14 protein-coding genes are annotated in these 16,659 nt (G+C 58.8%); 5 read left to right on the top strand and 9 right to left on the bottom strand.

Annotation, left to right across the window (positions count from 1 at the left end; genetic code table 11):
* Nucleotides 1-66: 66 nt before the first annotated feature.
* Entirely contained in the window at nt 67-681 is a 615-nt protein-coding gene (locus CPA59_RS19425) for a LysE family translocator (RefSeq protein ID WP_049854697.1), read from the bottom strand.
* 159 nt (nt 682-840) lie between these two features.
* Here CPA59_RS19425 and CPA59_RS19420 point away from each other — a divergent pair, with 159 nt between their 5' ends.
* The 4 genes from CPA59_RS19420 to CPA59_RS19405 all read left to right on the top strand — a co-directional run bounded on the left by CPA59_RS19420 (nt 841) and on the right by CPA59_RS19405 (nt 4,761).
* Complete coding sequence (locus tag CPA59_RS19420; RefSeq protein ID WP_038665576.1) at nt 841-1,623, top strand: threonine/serine exporter ThrE family protein; 783 nt, start codon at nt 841-843, stop codon at nt 1,621-1,623.
* Nucleotides 1,608-2,078: a threonine/serine exporter gene (locus CPA59_RS19415; protein ID WP_024107322.1), complete on the top strand. Its 471-nt coding sequence runs from the start codon at nt 1,608-1,610 to the stop codon at nt 2,076-2,078. The genes CPA59_RS19420 and CPA59_RS19415 overlap by 16 nt, the downstream gene beginning before the upstream one ends.
* Before the next feature lie 110 nt (nt 2,079-2,188).
* A complete protein-coding gene (gene folA / locus CPA59_RS19410; protein ID WP_174213778.1) occupies nt 2,189-2,668 on the top strand; it encodes a type 3 dihydrofolate reductase in 480 nt (159 codons plus the stop codon).
* Between the two features lie 188 nt (nt 2,669-2,856).
* Nucleotides 2,857-4,761 (top strand): PhoX family phosphatase, encoded by a 1,905-nt coding sequence (locus CPA59_RS19405; protein ID WP_107760481.1) that lies wholly within the window; start codon nt 2,857-2,859, stop codon nt 4,759-4,761.
* A 55-nt stretch (nt 4,762-4,816) separates the two neighbouring features.
* On the opposite strand, the gene apaH is transcribed toward CPA59_RS19405, so the two are convergent.
* The 6 genes from apaH to lptD all read right to left on the bottom strand — a co-directional run bounded on the left by apaH (nt 4,817) and on the right by lptD (nt 11,682).
* Nucleotides 4,817-5,656, bottom strand: coding sequence for a bis(5'-nucleosyl)-tetraphosphatase (symmetrical) ApaH (gene apaH / locus CPA59_RS19400; protein WP_038920261.1), 840 nt, complete (start codon nt 5,654-5,656; stop codon nt 4,817-4,819).
* Nucleotides 5,657-5,662: 6 nt separating this feature from the next.
* Entirely contained in the window at nt 5,663-6,040 is a 378-nt protein-coding gene (gene apaG, locus CPA59_RS19395; protein ID WP_038665589.1) for a Co2+/Mg2+ efflux protein ApaG, read from the bottom strand.
* Between the two features lie 15 nt (nt 6,041-6,055).
* Complete coding sequence (gene rsmA / locus CPA59_RS19390; protein WP_107760479.1) at nt 6,056-6,874, bottom strand: 16S rRNA (adenine(1518)-N(6)/adenine(1519)-N(6))-dimethyltransferase RsmA; 819 nt, start codon at nt 6,872-6,874, stop codon at nt 6,056-6,058.
* A complete protein-coding gene (gene pdxA, locus CPA59_RS19385) occupies nt 6,867-7,868 on the bottom strand; it encodes a 4-hydroxythreonine-4-phosphate dehydrogenase PdxA (RefSeq protein WP_100850166.1) in 1,002 nt (333 codons plus the stop codon). The genes rsmA and pdxA overlap by 8 nt, the downstream gene beginning before the upstream one ends.
* Nucleotides 7,868-9,160 carry a peptidylprolyl isomerase SurA gene (surA, locus tag CPA59_RS19380; RefSeq protein ID WP_039693216.1) on the bottom strand — a complete coding sequence of 431 codons (1,293 nt, stop codon included), beginning with the start codon at nt 9,158-9,160 and terminating at the stop codon, nt 7,868-7,870. Before surA ends, pdxA begins: the two co-directional genes overlap by 1 nt.
* Before the next feature lie 98 nt (nt 9,161-9,258).
* Nucleotides 9,259-11,682 (bottom strand): LPS assembly protein LptD, encoded by a 2,424-nt coding sequence (lptD, locus tag CPA59_RS19375; protein ID WP_082170982.1) that lies wholly within the window; start codon nt 11,680-11,682, stop codon nt 9,259-9,261.
* A gap of 150 nt (nt 11,683-11,832) precedes the next feature.
* Here lptD and djlA point away from each other — a divergent pair, with 150 nt between their 5' ends.
* Entirely contained in the window at nt 11,833-12,810 is a 978-nt protein-coding gene (gene djlA, locus CPA59_RS19370) for a co-chaperone DjlA (RefSeq protein ID WP_038665599.1), read from the top strand.
* A 96-nt stretch (nt 12,811-12,906) separates the two neighbouring features.
* Here the strand turns inward: djlA and rluA are convergent, their stop codons facing one another.
* Both rluA and rapA read right to left on the bottom strand, forming a co-directional pair.
* A complete protein-coding gene (rluA, locus tag CPA59_RS19365; protein ID WP_100850165.1) occupies nt 12,907-13,560 on the bottom strand; it encodes a bifunctional tRNA pseudouridine(32) synthase/23S rRNA pseudouridine(746) synthase RluA in 654 nt (217 codons plus the stop codon).
* A 62-nt stretch (nt 13,561-13,622) separates the two neighbouring features.
* Nucleotides 13,623-16,526 carry an RNA polymerase-associated protein RapA gene (gene rapA / locus CPA59_RS19360; RefSeq protein ID WP_107760477.1) on the bottom strand — a complete coding sequence of 968 codons (2,904 nt, stop codon included), beginning with the start codon at nt 16,524-16,526 and terminating at the stop codon, nt 13,623-13,625.
* Nucleotides 16,527-16,659 lie beyond the last annotated feature (133 nt).

The raw sequence follows: 16,659 nt of genomic DNA, 5'->3' as shown, positions 1-16,659 counted from the left end.
ATGTGAAAGATAAAACCGGTCAATTGCGTCTGACCGGTTTTTTTTCGTCTGTATACAGGGGCGCGTTTAGCTTAAGGCGACTTTGATACCGAGGGTGATCAACACGCCGCCAAGCAGTTTGTCGATCAGCTTCTGGGCTTTGGTCAGGCCGCGACGTACCGGCTCGCTCTGGATCAGGATAACCAGCAGCGGCCACCAAATCAGCGTCAGTCCCCAGATGATCCCGGCGTACCACAGTTTTTCGCCAAAGCTGGAATTCAGGCTCAACACCTGGGTAAACACCGCCAGGAAAAACAGCGTGGCTTTCGGGTTCAGCAGGTTGCAGAGGTAGCCCTGAATAAAGGCTTTCCACAGCCCGACGCGCTGCGGCGCCAGACCGGACAGGTCCAGCTTGTTGCCGCCGCGCGAGCGCAGCGCCTGAATGCCCAGCCAGATCAGGTAGGCGGCGCCGACGTATTTCAGCAGGCTGAACAGCCAGGGCGTGGTGGTGATGACCACCGCCAGCCCGGCGACGCAGTAGGCCATGTGGGTGGCGACGCCGGCAATGACGCCGACAGCGGTCATCATGGCGGCCAGACGCGGGTAGCGGACCGCATTTTTGATCACCAAAAAGAAGTCCGGACCGGGAGAGATCATCCCCAGCGCGGCGATGGTCGCAACGAATAAAGAGGTTTCAAGCATGATGGATTCAGAATGACAATCAAGGAACCGACGGAAAAAGGTGGGCATAATACCGCCGGTGGCATTTTTTCGCACTATCAATCATCGATTTGAAATGTTAATAAACTTATAAAAACCGCGCTTATAGTGGTTGTATTCGGGCAGGGGACGGGAAAGTAAATGGTAAATGAAACCACACAGCAGCGGGATATCACCCGGTTGTGTATTCAGTGCGCGCTGTTGCTGTTGCAGCATGGCGCGGAAAGTATGTTGGTCGAGCAGCTGTCGTCGCGGCTCGGCGTTGCGCTGGGGATGGACAGTGTGGAAAGCTCGATTTCGGCTAACGCGATTGTGCTGACCACCATCATGCAGGGGCATTGCCTGACATCCACCCGTAAAAATGTGGATCGCGGCATCAATATGCACGTGGTGACCGAGGTGCAGCATGTGGTGATCATGGCTGAACATAAGCTGCTGGATGTGGACGGGGTGGCAAAGCGTTTTAGTCATATCAAACCGTTGCGTTATCCGCGCTGGCTGATGGTGACGATCGTGGCGCTGTCGTGCGGCTGCTTCAGCCGTCTGAACGGCGGCGGCTGGGATGCGTTTCTGGTCACGCTGATTGCCAGCGGCATGGCGATGTATGTACGGCAGGTGCTGACCGGCCGGCATCTCAATCCGTTGATTAACTTCTGTATTACCGCTTTTGTGGCGACGTCGGCGTCCGGGTTGCTGATGCGAGTTCCTGGGCTGGAGCACAGCTCCTCCGTGGCGATGGCCGCCAGCGTGTTGCTGCTGGTGCCCGGCTTCCCGTTGATTAATGCGGTGGCGGATATGTTCAAAGGCCATGTCAACACCGGGCTGGCGCGCTGGACGATGGCCAGCCTGCTGACGCTGGCGACCTGTATTGGCGTGGTAACGGCAATGGCGGTATGGGGGCTGCACGGATGGGCATTGAACTGATTTGGGCGCTGATTCAGGACATGGTGCTGGCCGCGGTGCCGGCGGTGGGGTTCGCCATGGTATTTAACGTGCCGGTGAAGGCATTGCCTTACTGCGCGTTGCTGGGCGGGCTGGGGCACAGCGCGCGTTTTCTGATGATTCACTTCGGTATTCCCATCGAATGGGCGACCTTCGTGGCATCGATCATGGTGGGCATCATCGGTATTCGCTGGTCCCGCTGGTTTCTGGCGCACCCCAAAGTGTTTACCGTCGCGGCCGTAATCCCGATGTTCCCCGGTATTTCAGCCTATACCGCGATGATTTCGGTGGTGCAGCTTTCCCATCAGGGGTACAGCGAAGCGTTGATGCAAACGCTGATCACTAACTTCCTGAAGGCCAGTTTTATCGTCGGCGCGCTCTCTATCGGGCTGTCGTTGCCGGGGATCTGGATTTATCGCAAACGGCCGGGGGTATAAGGATTCGGTGTTCTCTTAAATATTGGGCGGCGACCCGGTAATCATATCGACGCATGAACGGGCTTTCCGTATAGTGGCACCAATTTTGTAGCCTGCAGGGTTTTACCATGGTGATTAGTTTGATTGCCGCACTGGCAGTGGATCGTGTGATCGGTATGGAGAACGCCATGCCGTGGCATTTGCCGGCCGATCTGGCGTGGTTTAAGCGCAATACACTCAGCAAACCCGTGATTATGGGGCGCAACACGTTCCGCTCCATCGGTCGTCCGCTGCCGGGACGGCTGAATATTGTGGTGAGCAGTCAACCGGGCGACGATGACCGTGTGACCTGGGTGGCTTCGCTGGACGCGGCCCTGGCGGCGGCTGGCGACGTGGACGAGGTGATGGTGATCGGCGGCGGCAGTATCTATCAGCAGATGCTGTCGCAGGCTAGCCGTCTCTATCTGACCCACATTGACGCCGAGGTGGAAGGCGATACCCATTTTCCGGATTACGAGCCGGACGAGTGGGTTTCCACCTTCAGCGAGTTCCATGACGCGGACGAACAAAACTCCCACAGCTATTGCTTCGAGATCCTCGAACGCCGCTGATTGCCGCTGCTTTTCCGATATCAAACCCGCTCATCGAGCGGGTTTTTCTTTTGTTATCCTAATGTATCCACATGTAACTAATTGGTCACAATCATTGCGTAGTATCTGCTTTGGTTTTTTATCATCGCCTCAGCACCGGACGGTAACGGCGCTGGAACCAGAACGAAAGCAAGAGGACGTAGTCGAACATGACCGACAAGATTGAGCACCTGAGCACTGATGAGCTGAATGTCGACCGCCTGAGCAATCCTGCCCGCCGCAAACTGCTGGGCAATGCGGGGGCGCTGGGACTGGCCGGTTTCCTCGGCGGCGGTATCTGGTCTTTTCCGGCAACGGGGCTGGCGGAAGGTCAGCCGACGGGTAGCAAACTGTTGGGTTTCAAGGGCATTGCCGCCTCTGCCGATGATCATATCGCCATTGCCCCCGGCTACCGGGCCGAGGTGCTGATTTCCTGGGGCGACCCGCTGGTGGACGGCGCGCCGGCGTTTCATGCCGAAGGCAAGAACAGCGCCATCGATCAGGAAAAGCAGTTTGGCGACAACAACGACGGCATGAGTTTTTTCCCGATTGATGACCGTCACGGCGTGATGGCTATCAACAACGAATATGTGAACGAGCCATACCTGTTTGCGCACGGCGGCGCCAAAGCAGCCAGCCTGGAAGATGTGCGTAAATCTCAGGCGGCGCACGGCGTGTCGGTCGTGGCGGTGAAACGCGTAGCCGATTCGGCGCGCTGGGAAGTGGAACGCCCCTCACGTTATAACCGTCGTATTACCGCCAATACGGTTATGACCTTCAGCGGCCCGGCGGCGGGTCATGCGTTGCTGAAAACGGCGGCGGATCCGCAGGGTATGAACGTGCTGGGCACCTTCGGTAACTGCGCCAACGGCAAAACGCCGTGGGGCACCTATCTGACTTGTGAAGAGAATTTCGATACCTATTTCGGCACCCGGCAGGCTGATTACCACACCACGCCGGAACAGAAGCGCTATACGCTGAAAGTGCATGAACCGGAACGCAACTGGGTGGATTTTGACGAGCGTTTCGATGTGGCGAAGCACCCCAATGAATTTAACCGGCATGGCTGGATTGTGGAAATCGACCCGCTGAATCCGGCATCGACCCCGGTAAAACGTACCGCGCTGGGGCGTTTCAAGCATGAGAACGCCGCGGTGACGGTGGCGAAGAATGGGCATCTGGTGGTGTACATGGGGGATGATGAGCGCGGCGAGTTCATCTACAAATACGTTTCCAACGGCAAGGTGGATCACGCTAATCCCTCGGCCAACGCACGTCTGCTGGATGACGGCGTACTGTATGTGGCGCAGTTTGACGGCGATGCGGGCGGCACGCCGCTTAAAGGCAAAGGACGCTGGGTAGCGCTGGAGTTCGGCAAGAACGGGCTAACGCCGGAAAACGGGTTCCGCGATCAGGCGGAGGTGTTGGTTTTTGCCCGCAAAGCCGCCTCGCAAGTGAACGCGACGCGGATGGATCGCCCGGAGTGGATTGCGGTCAACCCGCATGACGGCCGCGCCTATTGTACCCTGACCAATAACAGCAAGCGCGGCGAGGAAGGTATGCCGATCAATGCGGCCAATCCGCGGCCGAATAACGTCTACGGCCAGATCATTCGCTGGAACGAAAACGGCGATGCGACGGCGGACGTATTCGACTGGGACATGTACGCGCTGTGCGGTAATCCGGTGGCGCATCCGGATGGCATTAATCGCGGTACGCCGAACATCACGGCGGAAAACAGTTTCAACAGCCCGGATGGATTGGGGTTCGATCACGACGGGCGTCTGTGGATCCTGACCGACGGCAATTACAGCAACAAGGGCGATTTTGCCGGGCAGGGGAATAACCAGATGCTGGCGGGCGACCCGACCAGCGGCGAGATCCGTCGGTTTATGGTCGGCCCGAAATCCTGCGAAATGACCGGCATTGCGTTCACGTCCGACTACCGTACGATGTTCGTCAATGTGCAGCATCCCGGAGAAAAAGGGGATTCGCATTTCCCGAATAACAGTGTGCGGCCCCGTTCCTCAGTCATCATGATCACCCGTGAAGACGGCGGCGTGATCGGGGCGTAACGGCGCGAGATACACGCGAGAGGCAATATGACCGGCGGCAGAACCGCCGGTTACATCAGATGGCGAAGGCTTCCGTATCCGGCGCCATCAGCGACGGTTGGGTGAAGTAGCGTTGGTCTTCCCAGCGCAGGCAGGTGAGAACGCCGCCCCAGCAACAGCCGGTATCCAGCGCGTAGATGCCTGCCGGCGTGCCTTTGCCTTCCAGCGACGCCCAGTGGCCGAACGCAATCGCGTATTCGGCCGCTACCGGTCCCGGCAGGTCAAACCAGGGTTTCAGCAACGACGGCGCCTGTGTCGGCGGCTCCTTGCACAGCATGTCGAGCTGACCGCCGGAGAAGCAGTAACGCATGCGGGTAAATACGTTGGTGCTGAACCGCAAACGCGCCAGCCCGCTCAGTTCCGGACTCCAGTGGTTCGGCATGTCGCCGTACATCGCGTCCAGAAACAGCGGGTAACTGTCGCTGCTGAGGATCGCTTCCACTTCCCGCGCGCACATTTTCGCGGTGTCCAGATCCCACTGCGGCGTGATGCCGGCATGAGACATCACCAGTTTGCGCTCGTCGTCCACCTGTAACAGCGGCTGACGACGCAGCCAGTTGATCAGGTCGTCCGCATCCGGCGCCGACAATAGCGCGTCCAGACGATCTTTGGGTTTGTTGCGGCTGATGCCGGCGTACACCGCCAGCAGATGCAAATCGTGGTTGCCGAGCACCATGCGCACCGCATCGCCCAGCGAACGGACATAGCGCAGCACGTCCAGCGAATCGGGGCCGCGGGCGACCAGATCGCCGGTCAGCCATAACGTGTCATACTCGGGGTCAAAGGCGACTTGCGCCAGCAGCGCTTTAAGTTCGACGGCGCAGCCGTGAACGTCGCCAACAAGATAGGTAGCCATAGTCTTTCAGTGTATCAGTGAGGGAATGGCCAGGCGGAATACCGTAATGGGGACCTGAAATGTTTCACCTTGATGGTCAATCATCTGGTAATGGCCTTCCATGGTGCCCATCGGCGTTTCCAGAATGGCGCCGCTGGTGTACTGGAATTCATTGCCCGGTTGAATCACGGGCTGCAGGCCGATCACGCCTTCGCCCTGTACTTCGGTTTGTTTGCCGTTGCCGTTGGTAATCATCCAGTAACGGCTGAGCAGTTTGACGTCATGACGACCCAGATTGCGGATAGTGATGGTGTAAGCGAACACGAAGCGCCCTTCCTCTGGCTGGGACTGCGCTTCTACATAGAAGCTCTGAACCTGTATACACACTCGGGGCGCGTTCATCATGACGACAACTCCAGCTTATTCCTGCGATGTGGGGTGCGCGGTCAGCCATTCGGCCAGACGGCAGTATTGCGCAATAGTGACGTTTTCCGCCCGGGCGTTCGGGTCCACTTCCAGCGCGGTCAATTGCTCCGGCGTGAACAAGTTGCCCAGACTGTTGCGCAGCGTTTTACGTCGCTGATTAAAGGCTTCCGTGGTAATCCGGCTCAACATACGGGTATCCACCACCGGATAAGGCGACGTGGTATGCGGCACCAGACGAACCACTGCGGAATCCACTTTCGGGGCCGGTTTGAAAGCCGTCGGCGGCACTTCAAGCACCGGAATCACCTGACAATAGTACTGCGCCATCACGCTTATACGGCCATAAGCCTTGCTGTCCGGCCCCGCCACCAGCCGGTTTACCACCTCTTTCTGCAACATGAAGTGCATGTCGCGAATAGCCTGAGTATAGCCGAACAGGTGGAACATCAGCGGTGTCGAAATATTATACGGCAGGTTACCAAAAACCCGCAGCGGTTGTCCCGCCTGTTGTGCCAGCGCGGCGAAATCCACCGTCATCGCATCCTGCTGGATGATGGTCAGCTTGTCCCTGAGCGTCGGGTGAACCTCCAGCCGGGCGGCCAGATCGCGGTCCAGTTCCACCACGGTAAAGCGGTCGATACGCTCGCCGACCGGAATGGTGAGCGCCCCCAGACCGGGGCCGATTTCCACCATTGCCTGACCCGGCTGCGGGTGGATGGCGGAAACAATACTGTCGATCACAAACTGATCGTTGAGAAAATTTTGGCCGAAACGCTTACGGGCGAAGTGGCCTTGATGGACGCGATTATTCATTACGGTTAGCAATCATGTGGATAGCGAGATTTAATGCGGTGCGGAAGCTGCCCGGATCGGCCTGACCGCTGGCGGCAAGCTCCAGTGCGGTGCCGTGGTCGACGGAAGTACGGATAAACGGCAGCCCCAGCGTGATGTTGACGGCCCGGCCGAAGCCCTGATATTTCAGCACCGGCAGGCCCTGATCGTGATACATCGCCAGTACGGCGTCGGCGTGTTCGAGATACTTGGGTTGGAACAAGGTGTCGGCCGGCAGCGGGCCGACCAACTGGATACCGGACTGACGCAGTTCATCCAGCGCCGGAATAATGACATCCAGTTCTTCACGTCCCATGTGGCCGCCTTCGCCGGCGTGCGGATTCAGGCCGCAGACGTAGATGACCGGTTGGGCGAGGCCGAACTTGCGCTGCAAGTCCTGATGCAGAATGGTGATCACTTCATGCAGGCTGTCGCGGGTGATGGCGTCCGCGACGTCTTTCAACGGCAGATGCGTGGTCGCCAGCGCGACGCGCAGCTCCTCGGTCGCCAGCATCATCACCACACGCCGGCAGTGGCTGCGCTCGGCAAAAAACTCGGTGTGGCCGGAAAACGGAATCCCTGACTCGTTGATGATGCCTTTGTGCACCGGCCCGGTGATCAGTGCGGCGAAGTCGCCGTTCAGGCAACCGTCGCAGGCGCGGGTCAGCGTGTCCAGCACATAGCGGCTGTTCGCCACGTTCAGTTGCCCCGGCACCACGGTGGCGTCGGCGGCGACCGGCAGCAGCGTCAGCGTCCCGGCGGCCTGCGCCTGCGCACTCTGGTGCGGCTGGTATTCACGTAACGTCAGCGGCAGTTTCAGCGCCAGCGCGCGGCTCAACAGCAGCTCTGCGTCAGCGCACACCACCAGTTCCACCGGCCAGTTTTGCTGGGCCAGCGCCACCACCAGGTCAGGACCAATCCCGGCGGGTTCGCCGGGGGTGATCACTACTCGCTGCACCAGCGCTTCAGTCGGCATCAGTTCTGCCCATTCAGGATTTTCACGTAAGCCGCGGCGCGTTTTTCCTGCATCCAGGTTTGCGCTTCCTCGGCGAATTTACGGTTAAACAGCATGCGATAGGCGCGATCTTTCTGGGCGGCGTCGGTCTTGTCCACCTGACGGGTATCCAGCAACTGAATCAGATGCCAGCCGAAGGAGGAATGCACCGGCGCGCTGATTTCGCCTTTCTTCAATTGGGTCAACGCGTCACGGAATGAGGGGTCATACATGTCCGGCGATGACCAGCCCAGATCGCCGCCCTGATTGGCGGTGCCCGGATCCTGCGACAGCTGTTTGGCGGCGTTGGCAAAGCTTAACTTGCCGCTTTTGATCTGGCTTGCGATGTCTTCCAGTCTGGCTCTGGCCTGCGCATCGTTCATTACTACCGAGGTACGCAGCAGAATATGACGGGCGTGTACTTCGGTCACCGATACGGACTGATCGCCGCCGCGGGTGTCGTTGACGCGCAGAATATGGAAACCGACGCCGGAGCGGATCGGCCCGATAACCTGGCCTTTCTGCGGATTGGTCAGACGTTCGGCGAACAGCGACGGCAATTCCTGCGGACGGCCCCAGCCCATTTGTCCGCCTTTCAGCGCCTGTGGATCGGCGGAGTAGGTGATGGCCAGTTTGCCGAAGTCGGCGCCCTGCGAGGCTTCTTTCACCAGACGGTTAGCCAGGCTTTCCGCTTTGTCGACCTGATCCTGCGTCGGGTTTTCCGGCAGCGGGATCAGAATCTGGCTCAGGTTAACCTCGGGGCCGCTCGCTCCCTGGCTGGCAATCTGCTGGGCCAGCGAATCCACTTCCTGCGGCAGCACGGTGACGCGACGGCGCACTTCGCTGTTGCGCACTTCGGCAATGACCATGTCTTTGCGAATCTGGTTGCGGTAGGTATCAAAGCTGACGCCTTCGGCCGCCAGACGGCTACGCAACTGGTCCACGCTCATGCGGTTCTGCGCGGCGATGTTGGCGATGGAACGATCCAGTTGCTCGTCGGTTACCTGAACGCCCATCTTCTGCGCCATCTGCAGGATGATGTTATCCATGATCAAGCGCTCCAGAATCTGGTGACGGAGCGTGGCGTCGTCCGGCAACTGTTGACCGGCTTCTTGCGCGTTCAGCTTGACGGACTGCAGCAGGCTATTGATATCGCTTTCCAGAACCACACTGTTGTCGACGACCGCGGCGATCTTGTTGACCTCCTGCGGCGCCGCAAACGCCATGTTGGCACTCAGTGCCAGCCCCAGAACAAGCGCTCTCCAGTTCTTCATACCTTTCCCGTTAATTTTATCCGCCAGGGCGGGTTAAATGTTTAATCGCTACCGGTCATTAGACGTTTATTGCCGCCAGAGTTCCCGGCGTTACCTCATCAGAACGCGCGCTGGTAAGGCAAAATACCGTTTTTCAGCATTTTTTCCGTACCCAGACCGTAATTGCTGCTCAGGCCGCGCAGTTCAAAGCTGAAGCCAATCTTGTTGTCGTAAACGCTTTGATTGGTGTTGCTATCCCACTTGGTGATTTTGCGCTCATAGCCGACGTTCACCGCCCAGCAGCAGGTATTGTATTGCAGGCCCAGCAACTGGTCGGCCGGTTGGTTGGCCTTGGTATCGTAGTAGTAAGCGCCCACGATAGCCCAGCGATCCGTCAACGGCCAACTGGCGGTGGCGCCAATCTGGGAAATGCCTTGCTGGAAGCCAGGGTTGGTCACGGTCGGCAACATAGCCTGAATATATTTCGAGCTGGCGAAACGGTAGTTCAACTGGAACATACGTTCGCCGCCGCCACGGTATTCCAGCACGGCGTCGCCGAGCGTGAAATCTTTCAGGCGTTGGTCATACTGCGCGCCGCCCCGGATACCCCAGTTGTCGGCGAACTTCCAGTAAGAGTCCCCCGCCCAGCTCAGGCTGCCGCGGTCATCGTTCTGGTCAATGGTGGACGCAGTCCCGGTACGCGGACGTTCAAAGTAATAAATCTGCCCCAGCGAGGCGTTGAAACGTTCTTCCAGCGTGCTGTCGTACAAACGGGTGGTGACGCCGGTCGAGACCTGATTGGCGGACGCGATGCGATCCAGACCGCTGAAGGTGCGATCGCGGAACAGGCCGGCGTAATCCGCCTGCAGCAGCGTGGAGTCATAAGCGCGGATCGTAGACTGGTCGCGGTATGGCACATACAGGTATTGCGCCCGCGGCTCCAGCGTTTGGGTGTAGCCTTTGGCCCAATCCATGTTGCGTTCAAACACCATCTTGCCGTCGGTTTTGAACTGCGGCATCACACGGTTGACGTTGTCTTTCAGTCGTTGCGATTCTAATCGTTGCTCTGCTGAATTATTGGGGTTGTTTCTATAAGTATCCAGATTTTCCTGCTGATAGTGGGTGGCCATCAGCTTGGTTTCGGTATTCAGGCTGGCCCAGCCGTTGGAAAGCGGCAACGACAGCGTCGGCTCAATGTGGAGCCGCGTGGCGTCCGGCATGTTCGGGTTGACGTTGGTAAATTTCGCCGCCTGACCGTAAAGGTATAAATCGAAGGGGCCGATATCATTCTTGGCAAAGTTGATATCCAACTGCGGCATGGCACGGTACACGTCCCGATTAGCCAGGTTGCTGAAGATCTGATACTGGCGGGTCGACAGCGTGGCGTCCCAGTTGCGGGTGGCGTAACCCAGGCTGAACTTCTGGGTGGCGTAACCGTCGGTGGTGTTACCGTAGACCGAGTCCAGGTCGGTGAAATAGTTCTGATCGCTGACCTTGGTGTAGTCGACGTTGATACGCCAGACCTGATCGACAACGCCGCTGTGCATCCAGTGGAACAGCCAACGGTTGTAATTATCATCAGCCGCGTAGCCTGACTTTCCAGACAGCACATCGCTTTTATACTGTCTGTCGTTTTGCAGCCAGTCGAATTCGACCACGCTGAAACCGAAGCGGGACAGATTACGGAACTCGTTCTGCCACTGAATGCCGCGGTTGGTCTGCACATGCGGCGTGATGGTGGCATCGTAGTTGGGGGCGATGTTCCAGTAGTAAGGGGTGATCAGTTCAAAGCCATTACGGTTACCGTATTTGGCATTGGGGATCAGGAAACCGGAACGGCGCTTATCGCCGATAGGCAGTTGCATGTAAGGGCTGTAGAACACGGGTACGCCGGCGATGTGGAAGCGGGCGTTCCAGATTTCAGCCACTTCTTCCTGCCGGTCCTGGATCACTTCCGAACCGACTACACTCCAGCTATCATCACCGGGCAAACAGGATGTAAACGAGCCGTTATCCAGAATAGTGTAACGGTTATTTTCACGCTGCTTCATCTTGTCGGCATCGCCGCGCCCCTGACGGCCCACCATCAGATAGTCGCCGTTTTCCACGTCGGTATCTTTGGTGTTGAGATTGGACCAGGCTCGCGGACCTTTCAGGATGACCTGGTTGTCATCGTAATGCACGTTGCCGATGGCGGTGACGGTGCGGATAGGGTCGGCCTGACCGGGCTGCGGCTTCTGATGCAGCTGTACCTGATCGGCGGTGAGCACGCGGTTGCCCTGCTCGACGTTGACGTTACCCGTAAAAACGGCGCTATCCGGGTAATTAGCCTGTGACTGATCGGCTTTGATGTGCACCGGCAACTGGCTGGTGTCGCCATTAACCAGCGGACGATTATATACGGGGACGCCCGACATACACTGAGAGGCGAGATCGGCCAGCGCGTGCTGGCTGTACAGCGCCGACCAAATTAATGAGGCCAGCAGGGTTGGAAAACTTTTTTTCATACGCGGTATCTGGTGTTCCGTCATCAAGGGCATCATGCCGGCAAACGGTCAGAGACTATATCAGCCACCGGCGTGGCGCCAGTGCAAAATCCCCGCCATTTTCTATGCGTTGCCGTTAGGAGCAAAGATAAATGACGGGTATGATAAAGCAATTTTTGGCCGACGGCATGGGGATTTGAGGAGTATATGCGGTATTGGGGAAAGTTGCTGGGGCTAGCGCTGGGGATTGCGTCCAGCGCCGGTGTCGGCGGGTTGATAATCGGACTGTTGTTGGGTCATTTGCTTGACAGAGCCCGTGCATCCCGTCAGCGCGACTTTTTTTCCGCGCAAGCCACCCGCCAGGCGCTGTTTTGTCTGACAACCTTTCAGGCGATGGGGCATCTGGCCAAGTCGAAAGGCCGGGTGACGGAGTCCGATATCCGTATCGCCACCACCATGATGGACCGGCTGGAACTGCATGGCGAGGCGCGCAATGCCGCGCAACAGGCGTTTCGCGAAGGCAAAGCCAGCCAGTTTCCGGTACGCGGCAAACTGCGCAAACTGCGTGACGCCTGTATCGGCCGCTTTGATTTGATCCGGATGTTTCTGGAGATTCAGCTGCAGGTGGCGTTTGTGGACGGCGCGCTGCACCCTAGCGAGCGGCGGTTGCTGTATCTGTTCGCCGATGAACTGGGCGTGACCCGCGAACAGTTCGAGTTGTTTATGCGTAATATGGAACGCGGCAACCACCAGTCATCAAAACAGAACAACAGCAGCGGTTACCAGTCGCGGCAGGGCAACAATTATCAATCACGACAGGGCAGCCATCAGTCGCGGCAGAACAGTAATTATCAGTCCCGACAAAACAGCAATCAGTCATCGCGTCAGGGCAACAAATCTTACCAGCGGCGAAACCAGTCGTATGGCGGACAGTCTTACGGCCAGCGGCCGCCTGTGTCGTCGCACGGGCCGACGGTTGAGAGCGCCTGCCGCACGCTGGGAGTGCGCAGCAGCGATGACGCCGCCACGGTGAAACGGGCTTACCGTAAACTAATGAGCGAACACCACCCCGATAAGATGATGGGCAAGGGCCTGTCGCCGCGCATGATTGAAATGGCCAAGCGCAAAGCGCAGGATATTCAGGCCGCCTATGAGTTTCTCAAAATCAACAAGTTTTCCCGCTGATCCTCTTCCCTTTGTCCTCTGACCGTCTCCTGTTAGCACTTGTTTGGCAGGAATCGTCGTTTTCTGTGAACCCGATTTAGCGCCCGGGCACGTGCGCTAGAAATCCGCTTCGCAGCGAAAATGCATCGGCGTGTTAAAAGCCGGATGGGTGATCGCCAGTTCCTGCGCGTGCAGCAGCAAGCGGGGCGCCATGGATTTTGCCTGCGGGTGGGCGTAGAAGCCGTCGCCGAGAATCGGGTGGCCCAGCGCCAGCATGTGGACGCGTAACTGGTGTGAGCGGCCGGTGATCGGCATCAGCTTCACGCGGGTGGTGCCGTCGCCGTCCCGTGATAACACGGCATAACCGGTCTGAGCGGGTTTACCCTGTTCAAAACAGACTTTTTGTTTTGGGCGGTTCGGCCAGTCGCAAATCAGCGGCAAATCCACCAGCCCGTCATCCGACGCCAGATGGCCCCAGACGCGGGCGATGTAGGATTTCTTCGGTTCCCGTTCGCGGAACTGGCGTTTCAATTCCCGTTCCGCCGCTTTGGTCAGCGCCACCACCATCACGCCGCTGGTTGCCATGTCCAGACGATGGACGGATTCGGCTGCGGGAAAGTCGGCCTGAATGCGGGTCATGATGCTGTCCTTGTGTTCCTCGGCGCGGCCGGGAACGGAGAGCAATCCGCTGGGTTTGTTCACCACCATGATGTGCTGATCCTGATACAGGATGTGCAGCCAGGGATCGCGGGGCGGGTTGTAGGGTTCCATGAATGGCTCCGGCATCGCGGCAAGAAGATCTTGCCGCGAAGTATATAGACAACCGATGGGGCTTACTGGTGCGCCACCACCACCAGACGGATGGCATCCAGACGCCAGTTGGCCTGCTGCAGGTTGAGCAGCACCTGTTCGCGCTGTTCTGCCAGCGCCTCCAGTTCGTCGTCACGGATGTTCGGGTTGACCGCCTTGAGCGCTTCCAGCCGCTCCTGTTCGCGGCGCAGCTGCGTTTCGGCGTTGCGCTGCGCTTCGGCGATCAGCGCTTGCGCCTGCGCTTCCACCAACGGTTGGGCTTTCTGCAGCATGTCATGCACATCGTCCTGCACCGCATTCACCAGTTTGCTGGAAGTGTGGCGATTGACCGAACTCAGTTGGCGGTTGAAGCTCTCGAATTCCACCTGCGCCGCCAGATTGGTGCCTTTGCGGTCCAGCAGCACGCGAATCGGCGTTGGCGGCAGGAAGCGAGTCAACTGCAATTTCTTCGGCGCCTGCGCTTCCACCACGTATACCAGTTCCGCCAGCAGGGTGCCGACCGGCAGCGCCTTGTTTTTCAGCAGCGACACGGCGCAACTGCCGGTGTCGCCGGACAGGATCAGATCCAGACCGTTGCGGATCAGCGGGTGTTCCCAACTGACGAACTGCGCGTCCTCGCGGGACAGCGCCTGATCGCGGTCGAAGGTGATGGTGCAACCGTCCTGCGGCAGGCCGGGGAAATCCGGCACCAGCATATGATCGGACGGCGTTAGCACGATCAGGTTATCGCTGCGGTCGTCCTGATGAATACCGATGATGTCGAACAGGTTGAGGGCGAAATTCACCAGATTGACGTCGTTATCCTGCTCGGCGATCGCTTCGGCCAGCGCCTGCGCTTGTTCGCCGCCGTTGGAATGCATCTCCAGCAGGCGGTCGCGGCCTTGTTCCAGTTGGGTCTTCAGCGCGTCATGCTGCTGGCGACAGGTGTGGATGAACTCGTCCAGCCCCGTCTGTTCGGACGGTTTGGCGAGCAGGTTGATTAATTGCTCGTAGTGGCTGTCGTAAATCGAGCGGCCGGTCGGGCAGGTGTGCTCGAACGCATCCAGCCCTTCGTGGTACCAGCGTACCAGCAGCGCCTGAGCGGTGTTTTCCAGATAGGGCACCAGAATCTGGATATCGCGGCTCTGGCCGATACGATCCAGTCGACCGATGCGCTGTTCCAGCAGATCCGGGTTGAATGGCAGATCAAACATGATCAGGTGACTGGCGAACTGGAAGTTGCGGCCTTCGGAACCGATCTCGGAACAGATCAGCACCTGCGCGCCTTCCTCTTCGGAAGCGAAGTACGCAGCGGCGCGGTCGCGCTCCAGAATCGACAGCCCTTCGTGGAACACCGCGGCGCGGATGGCTTCGCGGGTGCGCAGCACCTGCTCCAGCTGCGGCGCGGTGGCTGCTTTGGCGCAGATCACCAGCACCTTCTCGTCGCGGTGGCTGGTCAGAAAATCCAGCATCCATTCGACGCGCGGATCGAAACTCCACCAGGTGGCGTTGTCGTCTTCAAATTGCTGATAGATCTGCTCCGGATAGAGCATGTCGCGCGCGCAATCTTCAGCGGATTTGCGGGCATTCATGATGCCGGACACGCGGATCGCCGTCTGGTACTGCGTCGGCAACGGCAGCTTGATCTGATGCAGTTCGCGTTTCGGGAAGCCTTTCACCCCCTGACGGGTGTTGCGGAACAGCACGCGGCTGGTGCCGTGGCGGTCCATCAGCATGGTGATCAGTTCCTGACGCGCCGCGGCGCTGTCGTCGCTGCCGCTGGCGATGGACTTCAGCAGCGGCTCGATATCCTGCTCGCCCAGCATGTCGCCGAGCGCGTTGCGATCGCTGTCGTTGATGCTGTTGCCGCTCAGCAACAGGGTGACCGCGTCGGCCACCGGGCGGTATTGCTGTTGTTCGGCGATAAACTCGTGGTAGTCATGGAAACGGTTCGGATCGAGCAGCCGCAGACGGGCAAAGTGGCTCTCCTGACCCAATTGTTCCGGCGTCGCGGTCAGCAACAGCACCGCGGGGATGGCGCGCGCCAGACGCTCGACCGCCTTGTATCCGGCGCTGGGCGCGGCTTCGCTCCATACCAAATGGTGCGCTTCGTCCACCACCAGCAGGTCCCAGTCGGCGTCCAGCAGTTGTTCGAAACGGGACGGGTTGCGGCGTACAAAATCCAGCGAACAGATGATCAACTGCTCGGTTTCAAACGGGTTGTCGCTGTCAAGGCGGGCTTCGGCGTAGCGCTCGTCGTCGAACAGCGAGAACAGCAGGTTGAAGCGGCGCAGCATCTCCACCAGCCACTGATGCTGTAATGTTTCCGGCACCACGATCAGCACGCGTTCCGCCCGGCCCGCCAGCAACTGCTGGTGGATAATCATGCCGGCTTCAATGGTTTTGCCCAGCCCCACTTCGTCCGCCAACAGCACGCGCGGCGCATGGCGCTGGCCCACTTCGCGGGCGATGTGCAACTGGTGCGGAATCAGGCTGGCGCGCATGCCGCGCAGTCCGCCCCACGGCTGCAACGCCTGTTCGAGCTGGTGACGGTGCGCGCGGTAACGCAGCGCAAAGCGATCCATTCGGTCGATTTGACCGGCGAACAGCCGATCCTGCGGCTTATTGAACGTCAGCTTGCTGTCGAGGAACACTTCCCGCAGTTCGGCGGGTTCATCGGTGTCCAGCCGCTGGCCGATATAGGTGCGCAGACCATTCTCGTCACGCACGTCCTCCACCCGTAACTGCCAGCTTTCGTGGCTGGTGACGGTATCGCCGGGATTGAACATGACACGGGTAATGGGGGCGTCATTTCTTGAATAGAGACGGTTTTCGCCACTGGCCGGAAACAGCAGAGTGACCATGCGGGCATCCATCGCCACTACCGTACCCAATCCTAAATCGCTTTCTGTATCGCTGATCCAGCGTTGACCAAGTGTAAAAGGCATAAATTCTAAGCTCGATACTCGTCGTTGTCGGAGAATGTCTGAACAGAGGGCCGCCGACCCCTGCGTCCGGCAATACCTGACCCGCCCTGCGCGACAGTGGTGATGTCGGGCACAGCCTGTGATGCGGGTGTGG

It is taken from the genome of Dickeya sp. Secpp 1600, assembly GCF_003049805.1.
Lineage (GTDB): Bacteria > Pseudomonadota > Gammaproteobacteria > Enterobacterales > Enterobacteriaceae > Dickeya > Dickeya fangzhongdai.
This window is presented reverse-complemented; position numbering and strand designations above follow the sequence as displayed.

Coding starts and splice junctions, on each gene's coding strand:
- CPA59_RS19425 (WP_049854697.1), bottom strand. CDS start 681: ATGCTTGAAACCTCTTTATTCGTTGCGACCATCGCCGCGCTGGGGATG.
- CPA59_RS19420 (WP_038665576.1), top strand. CDS start 841: ATGGTAAATGAAACCACACAGCAGCGGGATATCACCCGGTTGTGTATT.
- CPA59_RS19415 (WP_024107322.1), top strand. CDS start 1,608: ATGGGCATTGAACTGATTTGGGCGCTGATTCAGGACATGGTGCTGGCC.
- CPA59_RS19405 (WP_107760481.1), top strand. CDS start 2,857: ATGACCGACAAGATTGAGCACCTGAGCACTGATGAGCTGAATGTCGAC.
- apaH (WP_038920261.1), bottom strand. CDS start 5,656: ATGGCTACCTATCTTGTTGGCGACGTTCACGGCTGCGCCGTCGAACTT.
- apaG (WP_038665589.1), bottom strand. CDS start 6,040: ATGATGAACGCGCCCCGAGTGTGTATACAGGTTCAGAGCTTCTATGTA.
- rsmA (WP_107760479.1), bottom strand. CDS start 6,874: ATGAATAATCGCGTCCATCAAGGCCACTTCGCCCGTAAGCGTTTCGGC.
- pdxA (WP_100850166.1), bottom strand. CDS start 7,868: ATGCCGACTGAAGCGCTGGTGCAGCGAGTAGTGATCACCCCCGGCGAA.
- surA (WP_039693216.1), bottom strand. CDS start 9,160: ATGAAGAACTGGAGAGCGCTTGTTCTGGGGCTGGCACTGAGTGCCAAC.
- lptD (WP_082170982.1), bottom strand. CDS start 11,682: ATGATGCCCTTGATGACGGAACACCAGATACCGCGTATGAAAAAAAGT.
- djlA (WP_038665599.1), top strand. CDS start 11,833: ATGCGGTATTGGGGAAAGTTGCTGGGGCTAGCGCTGGGGATTGCGTCC.
- rluA (WP_100850165.1), bottom strand. CDS start 13,560: ATGGAACCCTACAACCCGCCCCGCGATCCCTGGCTGCACATCCTGTAT.
- rapA (WP_107760477.1), bottom strand. CDS start 16,526: ATGCCTTTTACACTTGGTCAACGCTGGATCAGCGATACAGAAAGCGAT.